Source organism: Gordonia sputi NBRC 100414, from assembly GCF_000248055.1.
Lineage (GTDB): Bacteria > Actinomycetota > Actinomycetes > Mycobacteriales > Mycobacteriaceae > Gordonia > Gordonia sputi.
In genome coordinates this window covers 1-19,619 of record NZ_BAFC01000094.1, presented here as the reverse complement: position 1 = coordinate 19,619, position 19,619 = coordinate 1, and the positions used below count along the sequence as shown (strand labels likewise).

General features: G+C 64.6%; 23 protein-coding genes and 1 pseudogene. 11 read left to right on the top strand and 13 right to left on the bottom strand.

Features of this window, described 5'->3' with window-relative positions:
• Window positions 1-434 precede the first annotated feature (434 nt).
• Complete coding sequence (locus tag GOSPT_RS15525) at window positions 435-1,523, bottom strand: VOC family protein (protein ID WP_005207353.1); 1,089 nt, start codon at window positions 1,521-1,523, stop codon at window positions 435-437.
• Between the two features lie 225 nt (window positions 1,524-1,748).
• Here GOSPT_RS15525 and GOSPT_RS15520 point away from each other — a divergent pair, with 225 nt between their 5' ends.
• The 5 genes from GOSPT_RS15520 to GOSPT_RS15500 are packed head-to-tail and all read left to right on the top strand — an operon-like array spanning window position 1,749 to window position 6,348.
• On the top strand, window positions 1,749-2,627 hold the full coding sequence (locus GOSPT_RS15520) for an acetaldehyde dehydrogenase (acetylating) (protein ID WP_005207352.1): 879 nt from the start codon (window positions 1,749-1,751) through the stop codon (window positions 2,625-2,627).
• Window positions 2,624-3,676 (top strand): 4-hydroxy-2-oxovalerate aldolase, encoded by a 1,053-nt coding sequence (gene dmpG, locus GOSPT_RS15515; protein WP_005207351.1) that lies wholly within the window; start codon window positions 2,624-2,626, stop codon window positions 3,674-3,676. Before GOSPT_RS15520 ends, dmpG begins: the two co-directional genes overlap by 4 nt.
• Window positions 3,673-5,142, top strand: a complete 1,470-nt coding sequence (locus GOSPT_RS15510) for an aldehyde dehydrogenase (RefSeq protein WP_005207350.1) — start codon at window positions 3,673-3,675, stop codon at window positions 5,140-5,142. The genes dmpG and GOSPT_RS15510 overlap by 4 nt, the downstream gene beginning before the upstream one ends.
• A 6-nt stretch (window positions 5,143-5,148) precedes the next feature.
• A complete protein-coding gene (locus GOSPT_RS15505; protein WP_005207349.1) occupies window positions 5,149-5,901 on the top strand; it encodes an SDR family NAD(P)-dependent oxidoreductase in 753 nt (250 codons plus the stop codon).
• A 15-nt stretch (window positions 5,902-5,916) separates the two neighbouring features.
• The gene (locus GOSPT_RS15500; protein WP_005207348.1) at window positions 5,917-6,348 is read left to right on the top strand and encodes a tautomerase family protein; all 432 of its coding nucleotides are present in this window, start codon (window positions 5,917-5,919) and stop codon (window positions 6,346-6,348) included.
• Window positions 6,349-6,537: 189 nt separating this feature from the next.
• On the opposite strand, the gene GOSPT_RS15495 is transcribed toward GOSPT_RS15500, so the two are convergent.
• The 4 genes from GOSPT_RS15495 to GOSPT_RS15480 all read right to left on the bottom strand — a co-directional run bounded on the left by GOSPT_RS15495 (window position 6,538) and on the right by GOSPT_RS15480 (window position 9,700).
• Window positions 6,538-7,788 carry an acyl-CoA dehydrogenase family protein gene (locus GOSPT_RS15495; RefSeq protein WP_005207347.1) on the bottom strand — a complete coding sequence of 417 codons (1,251 nt, stop codon included), beginning with the start codon at window positions 7,786-7,788 and terminating at the stop codon, window positions 6,538-6,540.
• Between the two features lie 117 nt (window positions 7,789-7,905).
• Window positions 7,906-8,112 (bottom strand): tautomerase family protein, encoded by a 207-nt coding sequence (locus tag GOSPT_RS15490; RefSeq protein WP_005207346.1) that lies wholly within the window; start codon window positions 8,110-8,112, stop codon window positions 7,906-7,908.
• Between the two features lie 2 nt (window positions 8,113-8,114).
• Window positions 8,115-8,912: a 2-keto-4-pentenoate hydratase gene (locus GOSPT_RS15485; protein ID WP_005207345.1), complete on the bottom strand. Its 798-nt coding sequence runs from the start codon at window positions 8,910-8,912 to the stop codon at window positions 8,115-8,117.
• On the bottom strand, window positions 8,912-9,700 hold the full coding sequence (locus tag GOSPT_RS15480; RefSeq protein ID WP_005207344.1) for a 2-keto-4-pentenoate hydratase: 789 nt from the start codon (window positions 9,698-9,700) through the stop codon (window positions 8,912-8,914). The genes GOSPT_RS15485 and GOSPT_RS15480 overlap by 1 nt, the downstream gene beginning before the upstream one ends.
• 83 nt (window positions 9,701-9,783) lie before the next feature.
• Between GOSPT_RS15480 and GOSPT_RS15475 the strand changes: the two genes are divergently transcribed.
• Complete coding sequence (locus GOSPT_RS15475; RefSeq protein ID WP_005207343.1) at window positions 9,784-9,996, top strand: helix-turn-helix domain-containing protein; 213 nt, start codon at window positions 9,784-9,786, stop codon at window positions 9,994-9,996.
• Between the two features lie 64 nt (window positions 9,997-10,060).
• Here the strand turns inward: GOSPT_RS15475 and GOSPT_RS15470 are convergent, their stop codons facing one another.
• The 4 genes from GOSPT_RS15470 to GOSPT_RS15455 all read right to left on the bottom strand — a co-directional run bounded on the left by GOSPT_RS15470 (window position 10,061) and on the right by GOSPT_RS15455 (window position 13,638).
• On the bottom strand, window positions 10,061-10,870 hold the full coding sequence (locus tag GOSPT_RS15470; protein ID WP_005207342.1) for an IclR family transcriptional regulator: 810 nt from the start codon (window positions 10,868-10,870) through the stop codon (window positions 10,061-10,063).
• Window positions 10,871-11,001: 131 nt separating this feature from the next.
• Window positions 11,002-11,301: an EthD family reductase gene (locus GOSPT_RS15465; RefSeq protein ID WP_005207341.1), complete on the bottom strand. Its 300-nt coding sequence runs from the start codon at window positions 11,299-11,301 to the stop codon at window positions 11,002-11,004.
• 44 nt (window positions 11,302-11,345) lie between these two features.
• The gene (locus tag GOSPT_RS15460) at window positions 11,346-12,368 is read right to left on the bottom strand and encodes an NADH:ubiquinone reductase (Na(+)-transporting) subunit F (RefSeq protein ID WP_039856233.1); all 1,023 of its coding nucleotides are present in this window, start codon (window positions 12,366-12,368) and stop codon (window positions 11,346-11,348) included.
• 43 nt (window positions 12,369-12,411) lie between these two features.
• Window positions 12,412-13,638: a cytochrome P450 gene (locus GOSPT_RS15455; protein ID WP_005207339.1), complete on the bottom strand. Its 1,227-nt coding sequence runs from the start codon at window positions 13,636-13,638 to the stop codon at window positions 12,412-12,414.
• Window positions 13,639-13,764: 126 nt separating this feature from the next.
• Here GOSPT_RS15455 and GOSPT_RS15450 point away from each other — a divergent pair, with 126 nt between their 5' ends.
• Window positions 13,765-14,763, top strand: a complete 999-nt coding sequence (locus tag GOSPT_RS15450; protein WP_005207338.1) for an AraC-like ligand-binding domain-containing protein — start codon at window positions 13,765-13,767, stop codon at window positions 14,761-14,763.
• Here the strand turns inward: GOSPT_RS15450 and GOSPT_RS15445 are convergent.
• From GOSPT_RS15445 to GOSPT_RS15435, 3 genes and pseudogenes are all read right to left on the bottom strand, one after another.
• On the bottom strand, window positions 14,736-16,022 hold the full coding sequence (locus GOSPT_RS15445) for an NAD(P)/FAD-dependent oxidoreductase (protein ID WP_005207337.1): 1,287 nt from the start codon (window positions 16,020-16,022) through the stop codon (window positions 14,736-14,738). The two genes, GOSPT_RS15450 and GOSPT_RS15445, sit on opposite strands and share 28 nt — an antisense overlap.
• Complete coding sequence (locus tag GOSPT_RS15440; protein ID WP_005207336.1) at window positions 16,019-16,342, bottom strand: 2Fe-2S iron-sulfur cluster-binding protein; 324 nt, start codon at window positions 16,340-16,342, stop codon at window positions 16,019-16,021. Before GOSPT_RS15440 ends, GOSPT_RS15445 begins: the two co-directional genes overlap by 4 nt.
• Window positions 16,343-16,375: 33 nt before the next feature.
• A pseudogene (locus GOSPT_RS15435) lies at window positions 16,376-16,720 on the bottom strand (cytochrome P450); the annotation flags it as partial.
• A gap of 112 nt (window positions 16,721-16,832) precedes the next feature.
• On the opposite strand from GOSPT_RS15435, the gene GOSPT_RS15430 reads away from it, so the two are divergent.
• Together GOSPT_RS15430 and GOSPT_RS15425 are read left to right on the top strand one after the other, a co-directional pair.
• Window positions 16,833-17,861, top strand: a complete 1,029-nt coding sequence (locus GOSPT_RS15430; protein ID WP_005207334.1) for a zinc-dependent alcohol dehydrogenase family protein — start codon at window positions 16,833-16,835, stop codon at window positions 17,859-17,861.
• A gap of 5 nt (window positions 17,862-17,866) precedes the next feature.
• The gene (locus GOSPT_RS15425) at window positions 17,867-18,283 is read left to right on the top strand and encodes a (R)-mandelonitrile lyase (RefSeq protein WP_005207333.1); all 417 of its coding nucleotides are present in this window, start codon (window positions 17,867-17,869) and stop codon (window positions 18,281-18,283) included.
• A gap of 63 nt (window positions 18,284-18,346) precedes the next feature.
• Here the strand turns inward: GOSPT_RS15425 and GOSPT_RS15420 are convergent, their stop codons facing one another.
• Entirely contained in the window at window positions 18,347-18,718 is a 372-nt protein-coding gene (locus tag GOSPT_RS15420) for a DUF2255 family protein (RefSeq protein ID WP_005207332.1), read from the bottom strand.
• A 274-nt stretch (window positions 18,719-18,992) separates the two neighbouring features.
• Here GOSPT_RS15420 and GOSPT_RS15415 point away from each other — a divergent pair, with 274 nt between their 5' ends.
• Window positions 18,993-19,274: a transposase gene (locus GOSPT_RS15415; RefSeq protein ID WP_064866354.1), complete on the top strand. Its 282-nt coding sequence runs from the start codon at window positions 18,993-18,995 to the stop codon at window positions 19,272-19,274.
• A gap of 50 nt (window positions 19,275-19,324) precedes the next feature.
• Window positions 19,325-19,619: IS3 family transposase (locus GOSPT_RS15410; RefSeq protein ID WP_245548728.1), on the top strand; the 295-nt coding region annotated here is incomplete at its 3' end.

Here is a 19,619-nt window from a genome sequence, read left to right as displayed (position 1 = left end):
CCAGCCCCCGCAGGAGAGCGCGACGTCGAATTGTTCTGAGTGGATCGGACAGGGTTCGCTCGCCGCGGTTCCGCGGTCCGCCTGACCGACGAAACCCTACGACCGACTGCCGCTGCGGGGCCGGTCGCCACCCTGGGTGCTTTCGCGTGTTTGCGCCCGTTGGCCCAGATCAAGGGGTCACCCGGCACGCGCCGGGCATCGTGCCCGGAAGCCCTCGATACTTCGCGCTGCCTGACGACTACTGGCGCTGTACATGGCCTCGCTCGGATGGCGTACCGGGAGGCGAACGATCAGATGACCCGTGCCCAGGCGCGCGCGCTGAGGCAGGGATGGTCCGCTTCGCAGACGACGTCGGGGCCGGGGTGCCTCGGTGTTCTTCGCCGCACGGTCGATCGGCGGGGCACTTCTGACCCGGCCGCGGCTCCCAAAAGCCTCTACACCGGCGCACCTGCGACCGCACGCGAGTGATCGATCTCGATCGGGGTGTTGTTCTCGGCCGCCTCAACGACCGGCGGCTCCTGGCCGGGACCGAAGTGTGCGAATGTCTCGATGTGCCGATCGAGTGAAAGCGGGCTCGGGGTGCCATAGGTGAAGTAGGTCTCCCATGGCAGTTTCGCGCCACCAATCGCCAGGCCGGTGTCTATGTCGGCCATCTGCCAGGTCTGGGTCTGGGCGTCGGGATCCATGTGCAGGAAGCCGGCTTCACCGAACAGCTCAATGCGATTACCACCTGGCTCAAAGACGTAGAGAAACTGACCCTGGGTGATGCCGTGACGGTCGGGGCCGGCCTCGATCTGAATGTCGTACTCGCGGAACATCTCTGCCGCATCAATATTGTGCTGACCGTTGCCGTAGTAGAAGGCGAGATGGTGCAGTTTGCCACGGCCCCCGGTCAAGTCGCGCATGCACGCCACCTCGTGGCCGAGCAAGTTCGAGCTCATCCAGGCACCGATCTCGACGTCGCCGTCGACGACACGCTCGGTGGTCCGGAAGCCGAGGTGCCGCTCGAACTCGGTCTTGAGCGGGGTCACGTCAGAGGCCATCAGATTGAGGTGGTCGATGCGCTTGACCGGGATTCCCTGCAGCGGCTTCTTCGACGGGCGGGTCAGAATCTTGCTCTGCAATTCCGGAGGGGCGACGTACTTTTCGGCCTCCCAGACCAGCGCGAAGTTGTGTCCGTCAGCGGTCCGGTAGGAGAGCGTCTTGCCGTACCCGAACTCGTCCTCGTGCCAGGTGCTGTCGATGTTGCCGTCCTTGAGCGACGCGGCGCGGCGTTCGAGTGCCTCCGGCGAGCTGGTGCGCATCGCCGCATGCCCCATGCCCGCCTGATCGGATTCGGTGATCTTGAGGCTCCATTGGTACGGGTCCTCGTAGCCGCGCAGGAACACCGACTGGCCTTCGCGTTGGGTGACGTACATCCCGAGGAACCGCGTGAAGAAGTCTTCGGTCTCCTGCGGCTTCGGGCTGAAGAGTTCACACCGCGCCAAGTGGGCGACATCAAAACGGGCGGGGTTCTCGCTCATCGGTTCTCCTGTTGGTAACTCGTTCGGCACCCGACCTGGGGCCGTCCATTGGGGTGGGTGTGACGAGCATGCCGGGGCGCTGTGACTGGGGTCACTGCTGTTCGGGCATGCCGAACAAGACCCGATGATCGGAGCGATTCGTCCGGGCTGGTTGTCGAGGAGCCCGGTGACCGGGACCAAGTACCTAGCGTCGTGCTCAACGCATCCGCGAGTAGAGGAGAAGACATGAGTCGGTTGACCGCCGCGATCGTCGGGTCGGGCAACATCGGGACAGACCTGATGTACAAACTGCTGCGATCCGACCACATCGAGCCGCGCTACATGGTCGGTATCGACCCGGACAGCGAAGGGATCGCCCGGGCTCACGGCGCCGGGCTGGAGACGTCGGCCGGCGGCGTCGACTGGCTGCTGGCCCAGCCGGAGTTGCCGGACCTGGTGTTCGAAGCCACCTCGGCCAAGATCCACGCGGCTGCCGCACCGCGCTACGCCGAAGCCGGGATCACCGCGATCGACCTCACTCCGGCCTCCGTCGGACCATATGTGGTGCCGGCGGTCAACCTGGCCGACCACCTCACCGCGCCGAACGTCAACATGGTCAGCTGCGCCGGACAGGCGACCATCCCGATCCTGTACGCCATCGATCAGGCCGCCGACGCGTCCTACGGGGAGATCGTCGCTGCCATCGCGTCCAAGAGCGCCGGACCGGGGACGCGGCAAAACCTCAGCGAGTTCAGTGAGAAGACTGGGCGAGCTCTCGTGCAGGTCGCCGGCGCCGACAAGGCCAAGGCGATCTCGGTGATCAACCCGGCCGAGCCGCCGATGAACATGCGGGACACCGTCTATGCCAAGGTCCGCAATCCCGACGCCGCCTCCATCGAACGCTCAGTGATCGACATGGTCGCCGAGGTGCAACGGTATGTTCCCGGCTACTCGTTGAAACTCATTGACGTCGACGGCGATCTCGTCACCGTGATGCTCGAAGTCGTTGGTGCCGGGGATTTCCTGCCCACCTATGCGGGCAACCTCGACATCATCACCGCAGCCGCCGTGCGCGTCGCCGACGTGATGGCCCAGCAGAACCTCGTGACAGGAGCCGCGAAATGACCACCACCCCGATCAATCCGGACCGTAAGGTCACCCTGGTCGACACGACGCTGCGTGACGGCATGTCCAGCGTGTCGCACCAGTTCACCACCGACAACGTCGCAGCCATCGCCGCCGGCCTCGACCGGGCCGGCATCTCCACCATCGAGGTGGCCCACGGTATCGGGCTCGGCGCCTCGTCGATCCAGTACGGGTTCGCCGCCGCCACCGACCCGGAGTACGTGCGGGCGGCGGTCGGTGCCGTGGAAAATGCCGACATCGCCGCACTGTATGTCCCCGGGATCGCCACCCTCACCGAGCTGCAGGGGGCCATCGACGCCGGTATCACGACGGTGCGGGTGGCGGTGCACTGCACCGAAGCCGACTGCGGCCAGCAACCCGTCGAGTGGGCAAAAGACAAGGGCCTCAACGTCATGTGCTTCCTGATGATGAGCCACAAACTGGAGGCCGAGCCGCTCGCGGAGCAAGCCGCCAAGCTCGACTCCTACGGCGCCGACGTCGTCTACGTCGTCGACTCCGCCGGCGCGATGGTGCCGCAGCAGGCCGGTGAGCGGGTCGCCGCCCTGCGCTCGGCGATCTCGGCCGACATCGGCTTCCACGCCCACAACAATCTGGGCGTCGGAATCGCCAACGCGCTGACCGCCGCCGAGCAGGGCGCCACCTTCATCGACGGCTCGCTGCGCGGGCTCGGCGCGAGTGCCGGCAACGCGCAGACCGAGGTGCTGGCCGCAGCCTTCGAGCGAGCCGGTTGGCACACCGGCGTCGAGCTGTTCCCCCTCATCGACACCGCCGAACACGTGGTGGCACCGCTGATGAAGGAACCGCAGATCGTCGACGAGACCGCCCTCGTGCTCGGCTACGCCGGCGTGTATTCCACCTTCTTCCATCCCACCAAACGCGCGGCGAAGAAGTTCGGCATCTCCACCCGCGAAATCCTGCTGGAACTCGGCCGGCGCGGGGTGATCGGGGGACAGGAAGACATGATCATCGACGTCGCCTCCGAACTCGCCGGACGCACGTACGAGACCCCCGAGGTGGCATCGGTATGACCGCGATCGAGCATCCACTGCAGGTCCGGCACCTCATCGGTGGCGAGTGGAAAACCGCCTCTGACGGAGCCACGTTCGAGACCCGCGACCCCCACGACGGAAGCCTGTTGGCTGTGGTCGCCCGCGGTACCGCCGACGACGGCGCCGCGGCCATCGATGTCGCCCGCAAGGCTTTCGACGACGGGCCGTGGCCCCAGATGTCACCGAAGGAGCGCGCAAAGATTCTGCATGCGGTCGCCGACGCTGTGGACGACCACCGAGACGAACTGGCGCAGTTGGAAACCCGTGACGGTGGCAAGACCATCACCCAGTCACTGCACGCCGAGATCCCACGGGTGGCCCACAACTTCCGGTTCTTCGCCGACTACGTGTCGATGGCAGCCAACGAGGCCTACCCGGACGGTGACTTGCTTTCGTATGTCCTGTATCCACCGGCCGGTGTGGTCTCGGCGATCAGCCCGTGGAACGCGCCGCTGATGTTGGCAACGTGGAAGATCGCTCCGGCGCTGGCATTCGGCAACACCGTGGTTCTCAAGCCGGCGCCACAGACTCCGTTGACCGCCAACCGATTCGCCGAGATCGCCCTGGCGGCCGGAATGCCGCCCGGGGTTCTCAACGTGGTGCACGGCTTCGGCGGCGAGTCGGTCGCCGGACCGCTCACCTCGGACCCGCGCGTGGACCGCATCACCTTCACCGGGTCGAGTGCCACCGGGGTCAAAATCCTGCAGGCCGCCGCCGCCAACCACACCCCGGTGTCGGCGGAGATGGGCGGCAAATCCGCCAACATCGTCTTCGACGACGCGGATCTCGACGTGGCCGTGCCGATGTCGATCCGCGCGATCTTCGGGGGCAACGGGCAGGTGTGCCTGTCCGGATCTCGTCTGCTGGTGCAGAACTCGATACGGGAGGAGTTCCTCGAGCGGTTCGCCGACGAGGCAAGCAAACTCACCGTCGGCGACCCCAAGCACCCGTCGACGTTCATGGGTCCGCTCATCGAGCAACGTCACCTCGAGAAGGTATCCGGCTACGTCGAACTCGCGCAGGAGGAAGGCGGCAAGGTCCTCGTCGGTGGTGAACGACTCACCGACGCGGCACGCGCGGGCGGCTTCTACTTCCCGCCCACCGTCATCACCGGCCTGACTAACGAATCGCGTACCGCGCGTGAGGAGATCTTCGGCCCGGTCGAAACCGTCATCGGCTTCGACACCGAAGAGGAGGCTTTGCGGATCACCAATGACTCACCGTACGGTCTCGCGGGAATCCTGTTCACGGACAACCTCAATCGCGCCCATCGCATGGCGGCACGCTGGAAGGCCGGCACGGTGTGGATCAACACCTTCTTCGAACGGGATCTACGTTTGCCGTTCGGTGGTGAGGGCATCAGTGGACTCGGCCGCGAAGGGGGCCAGTACTCCCGCGAGTTCTTCACCGAGCCGCGCGCGGTGACCATCCGGCTTCGGAGCTGATTCGCGATGGGCGACAACGAGACCTGCGTGGTGGTCGGCGCGACCGGAGCAATGGGCACGATCATCACCGAGCGGCTGGTGACACGTGGCCATCCGGTGATCGCGGTCGCACGCAACGCCGACGAGCTTGACAAGTTGGCCGCGATAAGCGACCTCGTGGCGCCGTGCCGGACCGATATCGGCGACGACGCCGCCGTCGATGACATCAAACGAAGCCTGACGGGACCGGTCCGGCTCGCGGTGTTCGCCGCCGGGCTTCCGGTGAAGGGATCTGCCGACACCATCGACCCTTCGGCGTTGGCGACCGCGGCCAACATCAAGGTGTCCGGGACGGTGCGGTTGCTCCACGGTGTCCGCGATCGTCTCGTCGAGGGTTCCCGGTTCGTCGCGATCGCGGGATCTCTGGGCGTGGAGCCGGGTCCGCTCGACGCCGGCCCGGGCACCGCAAATGCGGCACTGCTCAACCTGATGCGCCAGATCAGTGCGCTGTATGGGCCCAAAGGGGTGACCGCGCACACCATCGCGCCCGGGCCCATTGACACACCTCGGCTGCGCCGGATCATCGAGATCGAAGCGGCAGAGACCGGTCGGCCAATCGACGAGATCTGGGCACGCTATCGCGCCAAGACCACCCTGGGGCGGCTACCGACGCTGGATGAGATCGCCTGGCTTGTCGAGATGCTGCTCGCCCCGCAAGCCACCGTGCTGCACGGCGCGGTACTGACCGCCGACGGCGGAGTGCGCCGCGGAATCGTCTAAGGAGAGCGAACAACTATGCCGGTAGCCCACTTTCATCTACCGTCTGGAGTCGTGACCGCAGCGCAGGAAAATAGGCTGCTGCGCGAGGCCTGTACGGCGTACTCCCGTGTGCTGGATTCACCTATCGAACGGGTCCGCGCATTCATCGTCCACTACGACTCTACCCATGTCGCCGTCGCCGGCGAGATCGTCGCCGACGGTGCGGCCATCGCACCGTACTTCACCGCGATCGTGTTGGCGGGCCGGCCGGCAGCCCAGCGGCAGGAGTTGCTGGGCGCCTTCACCGGTCTGCTCGTCGAGATTCTCGGCGTCGACAGGGCCCTCGTGCGTGGGCAGATCATCGAGGTGGCGCCGGAGAATTGGGGGATCGGTGGTGTTGCCGCGAGTGGAGTGCGTGCTGACGAGATCGCCGGTCGGATGCTGACGGCGCAGGTCCGGGAGTCCTAGCCCTGCGTGGCTCGCTGCGCTCGCTCCTCGGGGAGGATACGGGGTTACGAGAGCGGGTGATGAAACTGCCACCCGCGCAACGAACCTCACTCAGGCTCCCTGAGGCGTGAGAAGCGAGGCGTGAGGAGCGCAGCGACGAGCCACGAAGGGCTGCCCGCGCAGGGACGGGGCCGGCTGGCCTCGACACCACTAGCCCGTGAGCTCGCGTCCAAAGATCTGCCGTGCCAACACCCACCGCTGAATCTCGTTGGCGCCTTCGTAGATCTCGCCGATCTTGCTATCGCGATAGATGGCCTCGACCGGACTCGACGAGTCGTCTGCGCCGAGTTCCTGCGTGAAGCCGAAGCCTCCGAAGGCCTGGACCGCATCGCGTGCCATGTCGACGGCCACCTCGGTGCCGCGTACCTTCGCCATCGCGGCTTCGGGTTCGGGGAAGGCGACGCCGGCATCGAGGCGTAACGCTGCCTTCAGATATAGGTCACGGGCCATTGCGATCTCGGTTGCGCGGTCGGCCATCAGGAATTGCCAATGTTGCTTGGCGACCAGCGGTTCGCCGAATGCGTGACGGGTTCGGAGGTGATCAGCGGTGTGATCGAAGGCCGCCTGTGCCATACCGACCCCGGTTGCGGCAATACCGATCCGGCCGTAGGTGAGGGTCTGTAGCGCAACCTTGAGACCACCGCCTTCCTCGCCGAGAAGGGCGGCGTCGTCGAGCTCGACGCCATCGAACACCACGTCCGCGGTGATCTGGCCCCTGTTGCCCAGCTTGCGATCCGGTGTGCCCACCCGCACGCCAGGTGTATCGGTGGGGACGATGAAGGTGCTCAATCGGTCTCCGGTGCGAGCCAGAACCACGACGAATGCGGCGACAACCGAATTGGTGATCCATCGTTTGTGGCCGTCGAGGATCCAGCGGTCTCCACGGCGTTCGGCCACCGTTGACACCGCAGCGGGGGAGAGGTCGCTGGAGGCACCGGGTTCGCTGGTGGCGAAGGCGCCGACGATCTCGCCGGTGACCACCGGCGCCAGCCATCGTTGTCGTTGTGCTTCGGTGCCCTGGTTGACGGCGTTGCCGGCCAAAATGCAGTGGACATCGAAGATGGCGGCGACGCTGTTCGAGTAGTAGGCAAGCTCCTCCACGGCGACCGCCGTCGCGGTGGCCGGAAATTGCAGTCCGTCACCGCCGACGTTCTTGCCGAACGGAATTCCGAACACACCGTGCCCGGCCAAAGCCTCGAACGCATCCCGCGGGAAGCCGTCGCGCCGTTCGTCTCCGCGTGCGATTCGATTCGCCAATGGTGCTACGGACTGCTTGGCGGCCGACCTGACCCGTCGTCGAATCTCGTGGGTCTCGTCGGGCGAGAGCAGGTCGTGGTAAATCGCGTCAGCAAGCCGGCGGGGAACGGCTGTACTGCTGGGACGGTCGGTAGTCGTGGTCACGGCGTGCTCCCAAGGTCGGTGTCGTTGTACGCCTTGGTTTTACGCATTACCTGCGAGTCACACGACGGACAATCGGCTATTCCGGCTGAGGGTGTGCCACCAATCGCCAGTGTTCGGTCAATCCGACGCCGCTGGCGCCTGACGTTCGGCAACCGTGACATCGCCCGCCGCCCAATGGGTGGTCGGCACCTCCCGCACCACCACCCGAATGTTGGCGATCGGCGCGCCGATCGCACGATGGGCTGCCTCGGTCAGTTCGTGCATCAGCGTCCGGATCTGCTCCGGCGAACGACCCTGCGCGATGGTCACATCGATGAACGGCATCCTCACCCTCCGGCTACGGTAATCGAACCCAATGACGTGAAGTGTGCACCCACACGACTGCCCGGGTCCACTGCCACGGCATCGGTCATACCGCCGGTGAGCACCACCCAGCCCGCTTCCAAGGTGATACCGCGGGCACCGAATGTGTTGGCGGCGAACGCGAGAGCCTCGGCTGGGTGGCCGAGCACCGCCGATCCGGTTGCCGTGTCGTGGATGTCCCCATCGACCTCGAGCAGACACGCTTCAAGGCTCAGATCTACCTCGTCCACCCGCCGCAGCACGGGGCCGGTGATGTACACACCCGACGAGTTGTTGTCGGCGACGGCGTCAGCAAGGGTGAACTTGAAGCCGGAGTAGCGACTGTCGATGATCTCGATAGCTCCAGTGACATACTCGGCGGCCGACAAGGCCTGTGCCGCAGTCACTCCGGGTCCGGTCAACGGTCGACCGAGGATGAAGGCGATCTCAGGCTCGGCGCGCGGATGGATGAGCCGATCCCGGAGGATCGGTAGTCCCGCAGGTAATGCCATGGCGTCGGTGAGCCACGCGACCGACGGTTCGTCGACCCCCATCTGCTTCTGCTTGGCCCGCGAGGTCAGTCCGAGTTTGATGCCGGTGATCGTCTCTCCACGAGATCGGCGATCCGCCAACGCGATGTCTTGTGCCGCGTAGGCGATGTCAAGCGTCAGTCCGGGCCATTCGGCCTGAATCGAGGTTCGGGCGGTGCGAGTGCGTTCGGACGTCAGCAGACTCGCGGCGACTCGCGCGGCAGTCCATCCGTCATATGTCGTATCGGTCATCAGTTGTCACCTTCCATCACTGCGGTCACGCTGCCGAGCCCGGCGACCGTCGCGACGATCGTGTCGCCCGGCTTGACCGGCACCGCCTGAGTCATCGATCCGGGCAGTACGACGTGGCCGGGTTCCAGCGTCACGCCCAGCGGCCCCACGGTATTGGCCAGCCACACCAAAGCATTGATCGGAGAGCCGAGAACCGCGCCGCCGGCTCCGGTCGCGATGAGGTCTCCGTTGACGTGCAGGTTGCATCCGGCCAGGCGGAGGTCCAGGTCGGACACGCGCGAGGGACGACTGCCGAGGACGACGCCGCCGGAGGACGCGTTGTCGGCAATGGTGTCAAAGATGCCGATCTTCCAGTTGCTGATGCGGGAGTCGACGATCTCCAGCGACGGCAACACGAAGTCGACGGCGGCGGCGGCCTCGGCCACCGTCACCCCCGGCCCACGTAGGGGCTTGCCGAGTACGAACGCGATCTCGGGTTCAATCCGTGGCTGGATGAACGTGTTCCGCGGAATGGGTGCGTGCTCAAGGTGAAACATGCTCGCGGTGAGGTGTCCGAAATCGGGTTGGCTCACCCCCATCTGACGCTGAATCGCCCGGGAGGCGAGGCCCACCTTGTGGCCCTTGACGACGTCGCCGTTCTTCTCCCAGTCCTGCACCTGGGCGAGTGCGATCTCATAAGCTGCCGACAGCGGGGCATCGGCGAACTGCGGACTGATAGGATCGATCGGGGTCATCGAGCGATAAGCGCCGAGCAGGGCATCGGCAGCGGCCTGGATGTGATCGGTCATGAGGCGGAAGTGCTTTCTACTCGGGTGCGACGGGGCGGCGGGGCATTGCGTGTGATGATCGATCCGGAGCACGATGGGCAATCGTGGCGAATGAACAGTCCCCGGACCGGCCGAGCGCGGAGCTCGGCTCCGTCGCCCGGGTCGTGGCGATCCTCGACGCGGTCGGCAGCGTCGAGCGCGATCTGGGGGTCTCCGATATCTCTCGGCGAGTGGCGATCTCGAAATCGAGTGCGCATCGGATTGCACTTGAGTTGGTCGAGCACGGCCTGTTGGAACGCGACGGCACCCGATACTGATTGGGGGCGGCAGTACGCACCGCTGCGCTGGGCCCTTCGCGACAACTCGGTGATCAGTGACATCTCATCCCGCCACCGCGTGCAACGTCGGGTTATCGATCTCCATCGGCAGCGGGGCCGGCAGCGACGCGGACAACGACTTGGTCACCGCATTCGCCGCGGCGATGACCGCACGACGGTACTCCTGTTGAGCCGGGACGAAGCGGGTGGCCGGCGCGGTCATGGAGATCGCAGCGACCACCACGCCCATCTCATCACGGATGGGTGCGGCGACGCAGTGCACGTCCGGCACGGCCTCACCGGCGTCGACGGCGCTGCCGAGACGGAGCACCGAAGCCAGTTCGCGCCGCAACGCCGCCGGATCGGTGATTGTCGCCGGAGTGAAGCGGCGCAGCGGAGCGTTCGTCACGTTGCGTTCGATCTCGCCGGGATGGCAGTGAGCCAGCAGCGTTTTGCCCACCGCACTGCAGTGAGCGTCGAGATGGGCGCCGATCCGCGCCCCGGACACATTGATCACGTGCGTCCCCAGGACCTTGTCCACGTACATCACGCGATAGCGCTCCATAATCGCCAGATGGGCGGTCTCCCCATACTTTTCGGAGAGTGACTGCAGGATCGGTGCGCCGCATGTCTTGACGTCGACGGAGCCCTGCACAGTCTGGTTCAGCTCGACGATCCGCCAGCCGATGCGATAGCGGCCACGGGACCGGCACTGCAGTAACCCGATGTCGACCAATGACGCGAGGAGCGCATGCGCGCTCGATCGCGGGACACCGATCTCGGTGGCGACCTCCGAAACCCCCCATTCCGGGCGGGCAACCGTGAACAGATCGAGAACGGGCCCGATCTTCTGAACCGTTTGGAGTGCTGCCATGTCCACCTTCCTTGCTTCCGTGGTGCCACCCCTCCGGTCGGATTGGGGTACCTGTCGTCACTATCTGCTTGCTGTCTAAGGCTGTCCAACAAGTTGTGTCGCTGAGCGGGACAACAACTTGGCGCCTATGCTCAAGCGTCGCCGGAGAACAGCATCGTGGCGCCCCCGGTCGCGAAGTTGGCAACGTCGCCGGCGGCCGCCTGACCCGCAGGGGAGCCAAGTGCTTGCAGCGCAGCGTCTTTGGAGTCAAATCGCAGCTGAGCCAGAGCGTAGGCCGCAGGAGGGGTATCGTCCAGCGACTCACACTTACCGAAATTGAAAGTTGCTACCCCTGCGATGGCATCGACGAGGGGAACGTGCTTTTTCGAGTAGTAGTCGTCGAAGGCGGCAGGGTCGGTGGGCTGGCTGTAGATGATGGTGATCTGGTACATGGCGATGCTCCTGTTGTTGGTCGATGTGCTGTTCGGGGAAGTGATCAGGGGGAGGTGTGGGCAGCCGGGGTGAACTCCTCGCGGAAGATGAGGCGCGGAGCCATCCGGCGTCGCTTCAGCGCTTTCACCGCTGCCGTGATCATCGGCGGTGGTCCGCACAGGTAGGCGCTCATGCCCTTACATGAGGAGAAGTCGTCCAGGACGACGTCCGTGACGAGACCGGTGGCCCCGCTCCAGGTTTCCTCGCTGAGTGCGGGTCGATAGTGGAAGTTGTCGTGTCGCTGCGACAGTCGGGTGAAGTACTCGATGTCGTACAGATCTTCCTGCCGGCGCCCACCGTGGTACAGGTAGAGTTCGGGTACCAAGTGATGGTCGAGGCTGTGTCGCACGATCGATTTCAATGGCGCCAAGCCGGTTCCACCGCCAATCAGGATGGCGGCTTCCTCCTGATCGGTGACGAGGTTGAACTGCCCGAGCGGACCCCGCAGCGAGATCGGATCCCCAACGGTCAGGGTGGAGAAGATCCAGCCGTCGGTGGCCACGCCACCCGGGGTGAGCTTGATGTGGAACTCGAGACGTCTCGGTTCACTCGGTGGGTTGGCCATCGAATATTGCCGCCCGACAGCGCTTCCCGGCACGATCAGTTCGCAGTACTGTCCAGCGTTGAACGTCATGTCTGAGTCGAGTTCGACCACAAGGCGCCGTGTGCTCGCGGCGATGTCGTCGAGCTCGGTCACGGTGCCCGAGTAGTCGCGCAAGGGGTGATGCGGCACGCCGTCGTCAACGGCACCGAGGGTCTCGACCACCATATCTGACCTCGGGGTTGCCATGCAGGCCAACGCCAAGGCGTCGTCACGTTCGTCGGCGGTCAGGGTGTACTCGGGGGAGTTCCGGTGGTCGACCTCGCCACTGAGGATCTTGAGTTTGCATGTGCCACAAGTTCCCTGCGTACACGAATGCGGAATCCAGGCGTTGGCGCGCAGGGCGGCATCGAGGATCGGCTGGTCGACGGCGACGGTCAGCGGCGTGTCAGCGCCGGCGATCGTCACGCGATGTGTGCGCTGCATCGTCTCCTCCGTGAATTCGTGCTCCGGTATTGTCGCGGTCACCTCACACCTCCCACTTGACGAACAGTTCCTTGGGGCCGCGGAAACCCCAACCCCAGAAGTCGACATCATGGTTCGTGTCACGCTCGATGTTGGGGATCGCTTCAAATAGCTCCTCCAGGGCAATCCGGACCACGGCAGTGGCGAAATACGTTCCAGCGCATGCGTGTACGCCACCACCAAAGGTGAGGTTCGGGATGACCGGCCGATCGAGGTCGTATTCGGTCGGGGCATCGTAGGCATTCTCGTCGTTGTTGGCCGAGCCGTAGGAGAGCATGACCAGCGAGCCCTCCGGCAAGGTGACGCCGCCGACGGTGACCTCGCTGGTGGCAACCTTGACCGCAGCGGACCAGATTGGAGCTACCCAGCGCATCCCCTCGCTGACTGCGCGCGGGATGAGGGTCGGATCGTCGATGACCCGCTCGAGTTGCTCTGGCCGACTGAACAATCCGGCCAACGTGGTCGCCATGGCGTGGCCCGGCTCCTGCATGGCACCCAACAGGAAGACATACAGGTTGGGATAGATCACTTCGCGGTTGCGTGTCTGACCCTCCGGCATGCCGTCGTGCAACCAGTGTGAGATAGCGGTGTGGTCCGGATGGGTGATCCAGTGATCGATCTTGGGGTCGACGTGGGCGATGATCTCCGCTTTGGCCTCGTCGCCCGGGATGAAGCCGTCGGGATTGGCGAACTCGCCGTCGGGTGTCATATCCGCATTGGTGAACGACACGCTGAGCTTGTGGAACCACTCGCGGAGTTTGTCGGTGCTGACGTCGTCGAGTCCGAGCAGGTCACCCAGAGCCCGAACGCTGACCGGTTCGAAGTACTCGGCGACGATGTCTGCGCTTCCGGCGTCCTCGATGTCGTCGAGAAGTCGCCGGGCAAATGGCCGCACCAGCGGGTCGACGTACTTGTCCACCGCTGACGGCTGCAGATGCGGTTCGACCATGTCGCGCAGATCGCGATGCTCGGGGCCGTTGGTATTCAGGATCGCCCCGTGGCCGAACGTTCGGCCACCGGCCGGGGAGATCACCGCGGGCCAGTTGGCGGAGTCCTTCGAGATCTCCATGCACAGCTCACGAGTCGAGACGATGTGGAGGCCCAGCTGCGGAAAGAATGCAACGGGCGCCTCACGCCGGAGACGTTCGTAGACCGGGTGTGGGTCAGCCTCGAGTTCGGCGATCGTGACGTTGTCGATCCAGCTCGGCGTGAGTGGCGCGGTGGTGGTCATGGGGTGTCCTTTCGTCGACATAGTCGAATGTGAAGTGGTGATTCAACGAGATCGTTCGGCGTGACGAGGCGGGCTGAGGTCGTACTGTGTGATTTGGAACACTATGGGTGGAGGTGACGCGAGAGAATGACCGAGAGTGCACGGTTCCTTGACCCGGAGTGCGCCGCGCCCGACGGCACGGTGGCCCTGAGCACACGCGAGCTCGCCTCGAGCGAGGGTCGGGCGATCTGGGCCGAGACACTCGACTCGACCTACTGCGAGATGGCCGTCGACTGGCCGTCGGCGCAGACGTCGTTTGCTGCCGACATCAGAGCTCGGTCGTTGGGTGATATCGCCGTCAGCGTGGTCCGGGCCGACCCGCACACGGTGGTTCGGACGCCGGCGATGATCGAATCCGATCCGGGCACCGACTACCTGTTGTGTCTGATCTCCCGTGGATCGGCCACCATCACCCAGGATTCGCGGACCGGTGTCCTGGAACGCGGGGCATTCGGTCTGGTCGATTCGTCGCGACCATTCGTCGTCAGTGGGGTCACCGAGTTCGAGCAGATCGTGCTTCGTGTCCCGCGGGAGCTCTTCGCGGCGCGAGTGGGTGTCACGATCGCGGACGCAGTGATGGCGCAGACGATCTCGGCCGAGGGTGGAGTGGGCCGACTGGCGTCGAACATCTTGGTGGACATTGCAACTCACGATGACGGACTTGAGGACGCATCGCTGGGCGCGGTATCCTCGGCGGTGCTCGACGTCGTCTCGGCGGCTGTGAACCACCAGGCCTCGGGCCTGTCGGTCACAGATCGTCTGCATGTCGACGACCTCCTTCGAGTTCAATCGGTTATGAGTCGTGACATGTCCGACCCGGACCGCAGCCTTGCCGATGTCGGTGCCGAACTGGGCATGTCGGTTCGCTATATTCACAAGCTGTTCAGTTCGGCAGGGACCACGCCGCGAGTGTGGCTGTATGCCAAGCGAATCGACCGGGCCAAGAGACTTCTCCGCCAGACCGATCTGAGTGCCGCCGAGATCGGAGCGCAACTCGGTTTTCGCGATGCGTCGCACTTCAGTCGCACCTTCAGCCGGCACTGTGGCCGTAGCCCCAGTCAGTTCCGCGCCGATGCATCGACGTAGCCGCTGGGGTTGAGGACGGGTTCGGCACTTGTCTGGAATTCTTTGATCGAGGCCTTCAGATCGAAGGCGGCATCGGCAATCTGTGTTGGTGTCACCGGCATCCCGCACGCGAGGGCCTTGCGGGCAGCCATGTGGTCGCGGACAGCGTTCACCGATTCCACGCCGACAAGTCGATCGGACCGAAACCCGAAGACCGAGAACGATTTCCGCGGAATCGACCCGCGAAGCACATGGGTGTCGGCGGTGGACATGCGCCCAGCCATTTGCAGTTTGGAATCGTACTGCTCGGACCAGAACCACGGAACCTCGTGGTACCCATCGGATCCACCGACGAGTTGCGCTGCTACGCATCGCGCGTGGTCTACGGCGTTCTGCACTGATTCGAGTCTGACGAGAGCATCAGAATCGGCCGCAGGAAACGCCGCACAGTCGCCGATCGCCCAGACTCGCGGATCGGGAGTGCGAAGGTGCCGATCGACGATGATGCCGTTGTGCGTCGGGAGACCGGCACTATCGGCGAGTTCCGTGTTGGGCAGCACTCCGATGCCGATCAGGACGGTGTCGGCCGGGATCGTTGTGCCATCCGAGACGCGAACCGCCGAGACATGGCCGGCCACCCCCAGAAGTTGGGTCACTCCGGTCTCGAGCCTGAGATCGACTCCGTGACACACATGTTCAGCAGCAAAGTAGTCCGACATGGGTGCCGAAAGGGCTCTGGTCATTGGACGATTGAGCGCTTCGACGACCGTGACAGCGACGTCTCTCTTGCGGGCGGCGGCCGCCACTTCGAGACCGATGAAACCGGCGCCGATCACCACGAGCGAGGTGCAGGTGGCAAGCGCCGCGACGAGAGCGCTCGCTTCGTCGGCGGTCCGGAGATAGAACACCCCTTCCAGATCGGCGCCGGGTACCGGCAGCGGTCGATTGCGTGCGCCGGTAGCGAGGACGAGATGGTCGTAGTCCAGTGCGGCACCGTTATCGAGCTCTACCCGCTGATGACGGCGGTCGATAGCGGTGACCGAGCGGCCGCATTCCAACCGGATGTTGTGGCTGAGGTAGTGGTCGCGCGGCCGCAATGCCAGCGAGTCGTGATCGCCCTCCTGCAGGTATGCCTTCGACAGTGGCGGCCGCTGATACGGTTCGGTCGCCTCGTCGCCGATGAGGGCGACTTGGCCATCGAATCCGTTGGCCCGCAGACGCGTAGCGGCCTCGAAGCCCGCTTGGCCACCGCCGACGATGACCACGCGATCGGTGCTCATACTTGGGCCTCGGGTAGCCGGACGATCAGGCCGTCACTGTCGTCGGTGATCACCAACTGACACGACAGGCGGCTGGCAGAGGTGCGTTCGCTGACCGTTTCCTCGAGCATCTCGTCTTCCTCCTCGGTGATGGGAGCGAAGGTGTCGCGCCACGGGTCGTCGACGTAGACATGGCAGGTTGCGCACATCGCCTGGCCTCCGCATTCGGCGACGATGCCGTCCACGCCGTTGGCGATCGCGGCTTGCATGACCCGCTTGCCAACTGGTATCTCGAACTTTTGTTTGGTTCCTTCGCAACTGATGTATGTGACAGTGGGCATGGGGGCACTTCCTCCTGATCTGGTGCTGACGTGTCAGACGCGGTCGGCTTCGACCGGATTCTCGGCGGGATTCCATTCCACGAGCACATGTTCAGGCCCGCGGAACGATGTGTTCGGCAGATAGTCGAACTGTTGGCCCTCGACCAGATGGATGTGTGGCAGCCGCCGGGTAACCTCTTCGAGGAAGATCTTCATCTCCAGGCGGGCGAGCGTGGCACCCAGACAGGTGTGTGCGCCGATGCCGAATGTGAGGTGGCGACGAGCATTGTCGCGATGAATGTCGAACACGTCGGGGTCCGGGAAGATCTCGTCGTCGCGGTTGGCGGACGCGGTCACGATCAGCAACCGACCGTCGGCGGGGATCTCCACACCGCCGACGGTGGTCTCCTCGCAGCCTGCGGGGTTTTGTCAATACCCCTTACACCAGTACCTGCCATCCGCCGCGCCGATGCGGTTGTCTGGGTATAGCCCCGTTGACAAGGAGAGAGACATGCGTGGAGTGATCATGGACGCCCCGGGAGAGATCCGGGTGGCGCAGCGCGATGATCCGACGATCCAGGAGCCGACCGATGCGATCATCAAGGTGGTCGCGACGTGTGTGTGCGGATCAGATCTGTGGCCCTATCGAGGGATCGCGGACGTGGATCATGCCCCGATGGGCCATGAGTACGTCGGCACGGTGACCGAGGTGGGCGACGAAGTAACCACCGTGAAGGTCGGCGACTTCGTCGTCGGATCGTTTTTCGCCTCCGACAACACCTGTGAGATCTGCCGGGCCGGTTACCAATCCCGATGCGTCCATTCCGTGGGGATGGGCGGCATCGGTACACAAGCCGAGTACGCGCGCATCCCGCTGGCCGACGGCACGCTGGTGGCAACGCCCTCGGCGCCGGATGCCGATCTGATCCCGTCGCTGCTGGCCGCGTCCGACGTGTTGGGTACCGGATGGTTCGGCGCCGTTGCCGCAGAGGCGGGACCGGGCAAGACGGTGGCGGTTGTGGGTGACGGCGCCGTCGGCCTCCTCGCTGTGATGGCCGCGAAACAACTCGGTGCGCAACGGATTATTGCGATGAGTCGACACTCCGACCGGCAGGCGCTGGCACGCGAGTTCGGTGCCACCGACATCGTCGAAGAACGCGGTGACGAAGGAGTCGCGAAGATCAAGGAGCTGACCGACGGGCTGGGTGCGCACTCAGTGATCGAAGCTGTCGGTACGCACGAGTCGATGATGCAGGCCATCCGTTCCACCCGCCCGGGCGGGCACGTCGGTCATGTCGGGGTCTCCCATGACGTCGAGTTGCCGGGCTTGGAGTTGTTCTTCGCAGAGGTCCACCTCCATGGTGGCCCTGCGCCGGTGCGCAGGTTTCTGCCCGACCTCATCGATCTCATCTGGAAACGAGAGATCAACCCCGGCAGGGTTTTTGACCTCACCGTGCCGCTCGATCAGGCCGCCGAGGCATACCAGGCAATGGACCAGCGCCGAGCAATCAAGGTGATGCTCACAACGGATGAAAGGTGATCAGAATGAAGATCATTCGCAGTTCCATAAACACGGCCAAAGGTCCGCAGGACTGGTTCACCGGCGATGTCTACATCGACGCGGTGGCCACCGCGCCACCACCGTCGCGGATGTCGGCCAACCTAGTGCACTTCATGCCCGGCGCGCGGACGCACTGGCATCGACATCCGCTCAGCCAATCGGTATTCGTGACAGAAGGCATCGGTCTGTGTCAGCGGCGCGGCGGACCCATCGAGGTCATTCGACCTGGCGACGGTGTCCTGTTCGAGGCCGACGAGGAGCACTGGCACGGCGCGGCACCCAACCGTCTGATGGTGCACATCGCCATCAACGAGGGCGACGATGACCACGACGTCGTGCAGTGGCTGTCACCGGTCACCGACGCGGAGTACGGCCAGGCCCCGCCGACCCGCGGTCAATAGTTCGGCTCACAGGTGCGACGCCGTAGCCGTGTACTGGGGAACGCCACGTGTAGACGGCGATGATCAACCCGGCAGGACCTCCAGCGTCGCGGCGCGCGGTCCATCCTCCTGCAGATGATCGACGATCGACGCGTAGTTCCCGTACTTATCGCGATAAGCGTCATCAACGATTTCGAGGTCGGCGCCATCGGCCTCGCGGAACGCGACGTCGAATGTGGTAGTTCCGGAGGTGATCTGTCCGGTTCCGGTGGCAATCGCCCACCGGAACCAATCCGCGCCGCGGCCATTGGTGGAGCGGATGAATACGCGGTCGCCCGAGCGAACGATCCAGATGACCCGCGGCGTGCGGACACTGCCATCGCGGCGTCGCGTAGCGACTCCCACCTCCTGCGGTGCGGTGAGTTGTTGTGCCTGCTGGACATTCCACGTGCTCATGACTCGGATCTCCCGGGATGTTGGCGGCTCGACGATTCCAGCCTAGGTACCAGCGACGCGGTATGGGAGGCAACGGAATTACCTCCCACACCGCGTCGTCGACCGTCATACCAGGGCGTCAGCACCCAGTTACACCGCGATTATCGGCACCGAAGATGCACGCGACACCAGTCGTCGCGATTGCAGTGCAATTGGCCTGTCCCCCGTGAACCGGTCCGGGTGGTTCTAGAGTCCTGATTGCCCTGATGAGGGCGGAGAAGGGACGATGAGGATCATGGCAGGACGCAAGCGTCACTCGGCGGAGGACATCGTGCGCAAGCTGCGCCGGGCCGATGAGTTGGCTGCGGAAGGCAAGACCGGCGAGGAGATCGCCGCTGATCTCGAGGTGTCGGCGGCGACGTTGTACAACTGGCGCCGCCAGTACGGCGGCATGGATGGCGACGCGACGAAGGAACTCAAAGAGCTGCGCGAGCAGAATAGCCGTCTCAAGCGGCTACTGGCTGACGCGGAGTTGGAGAAGGACGCGTTGCGGGAGATCGCGAAGGGAAAATTCTGAGCCCAACTGCCAAACGTGCCGCCATCGACATGCTCAAGGACGTGAAGAGCATGTCAGAACGTATGGCGTGCAAGGTCGTTGGGCTTTCCAGGTCGGCCTACCGTCGGCTACCGCACGCACGCACGCCAGCCGATCCGGACGCCGCACTGCGTGACCAGTTGCGCACCTATGCCCGCAAACACCCGCGGCACGGGTTCCGGCGAGCGTGGGCGCACCTGCGCTTCGACGACGGCATCGAGATCAACAAGAAGAGGGTGCATCGACTGTGGAAGGAGGAGGGCCTGCAAGTGCGGCGTGCTCCGCGGCGCAAACGGGTCGGCCAATCGTCGGTGCCGGTCGTGGTCG

Excerpts from the sequence above, each read along its gene's own strand:
- GOSPT_RS15485 (WP_005207345.1), bottom strand. The coding sequence starts at position 8,912 with ATGACCGATACGACATATGACGGATGGACTGCCGCGCGAGTCGCCGCG.
- GOSPT_RS15505 (WP_005207349.1), top strand. The coding sequence starts at position 5,149 with ATGGGCGACAACGAGACCTGCGTGGTGGTCGGCGCGACCGGAGCAATG.
- GOSPT_RS15430 (WP_005207334.1), top strand. The coding sequence starts at position 16,833 with ATGCGTGGAGTGATCATGGACGCCCCGGGAGAGATCCGGGTGGCGCAG.
- GOSPT_RS15510 (WP_005207350.1), top strand. The coding sequence starts at position 3,673 with ATGACCGCGATCGAGCATCCACTGCAGGTCCGGCACCTCATCGGTGGC.
- GOSPT_RS15420 (WP_005207332.1), bottom strand. The coding sequence starts at position 18,718 with ATGAGCACGTGGAATGTCCAGCAGGCACAACAACTCACCGCACCGCAG.
- dmpG (WP_005207351.1), top strand. The coding sequence starts at position 2,624 with ATGACCACCACCCCGATCAATCCGGACCGTAAGGTCACCCTGGTCGAC.
- GOSPT_RS15455 (WP_005207339.1), bottom strand. The coding sequence starts at position 13,638 with ATGACCACCACCGCGCCACTCACGCCGAGCTGGATCGACAACGTCACG.
- GOSPT_RS15450 (WP_005207338.1), top strand. The coding sequence starts at position 13,765 with ATGACCGAGAGTGCACGGTTCCTTGACCCGGAGTGCGCCGCGCCCGAC.
- GOSPT_RS15470 (WP_005207342.1), bottom strand. The coding sequence starts at position 10,870 with ATGGCAGCACTCCAAACGGTTCAGAAGATCGGGCCCGTTCTCGATCTG.
- GOSPT_RS15440 (WP_005207336.1), bottom strand. The coding sequence starts at position 16,342 with ATGCCCACTGTCACATACATCAGTTGCGAAGGAACCAAACAAAAGTTC.
- GOSPT_RS15525 (WP_005207353.1), bottom strand. The coding sequence starts at position 1,523 with ATGAGCGAGAACCCCGCCCGTTTTGATGTCGCCCACTTGGCGCGGTGT.
- GOSPT_RS15500 (WP_005207348.1), top strand. The coding sequence starts at position 5,917 with ATGCCGGTAGCCCACTTTCATCTACCGTCTGGAGTCGTGACCGCAGCG.
- GOSPT_RS15445 (WP_005207337.1), bottom strand. The coding sequence starts at position 16,022 with ATGAGCACCGATCGCGTGGTCATCGTCGGCGGTGGCCAAGCGGGCTTC.
- GOSPT_RS15425 (WP_005207333.1), top strand. The coding sequence starts at position 17,867 with ATGAAGATCATTCGCAGTTCCATAAACACGGCCAAAGGTCCGCAGGAC.
- GOSPT_RS15415 (WP_064866354.1), top strand. The coding sequence starts at position 18,993 with ATGGCAGGACGCAAGCGTCACTCGGCGGAGGACATCGTGCGCAAGCTG.
- GOSPT_RS15465 (WP_005207341.1), bottom strand. The coding sequence starts at position 11,301 with ATGTACCAGATCACCATCATCTACAGCCAGCCCACCGACCCTGCCGCC.
- GOSPT_RS15460 (WP_039856233.1), bottom strand. The coding sequence starts at position 12,368 with ATGCAGCGCACACATCGCGTGACGATCGCCGGCGCTGACACGCCGCTG.
- GOSPT_RS15520 (WP_005207352.1), top strand. The coding sequence starts at position 1,749 with ATGAGTCGGTTGACCGCCGCGATCGTCGGGTCGGGCAACATCGGGACA.
- GOSPT_RS15490 (WP_005207346.1), bottom strand. The coding sequence starts at position 8,112 with ATGCCGTTCATCGATGTGACCATCGCGCAGGGTCGTTCGCCGGAGCAG.
- GOSPT_RS15480 (WP_005207344.1), bottom strand. The coding sequence starts at position 9,700 with ATGACCGATCACATCCAGGCCGCTGCCGATGCCCTGCTCGGCGCTTAT.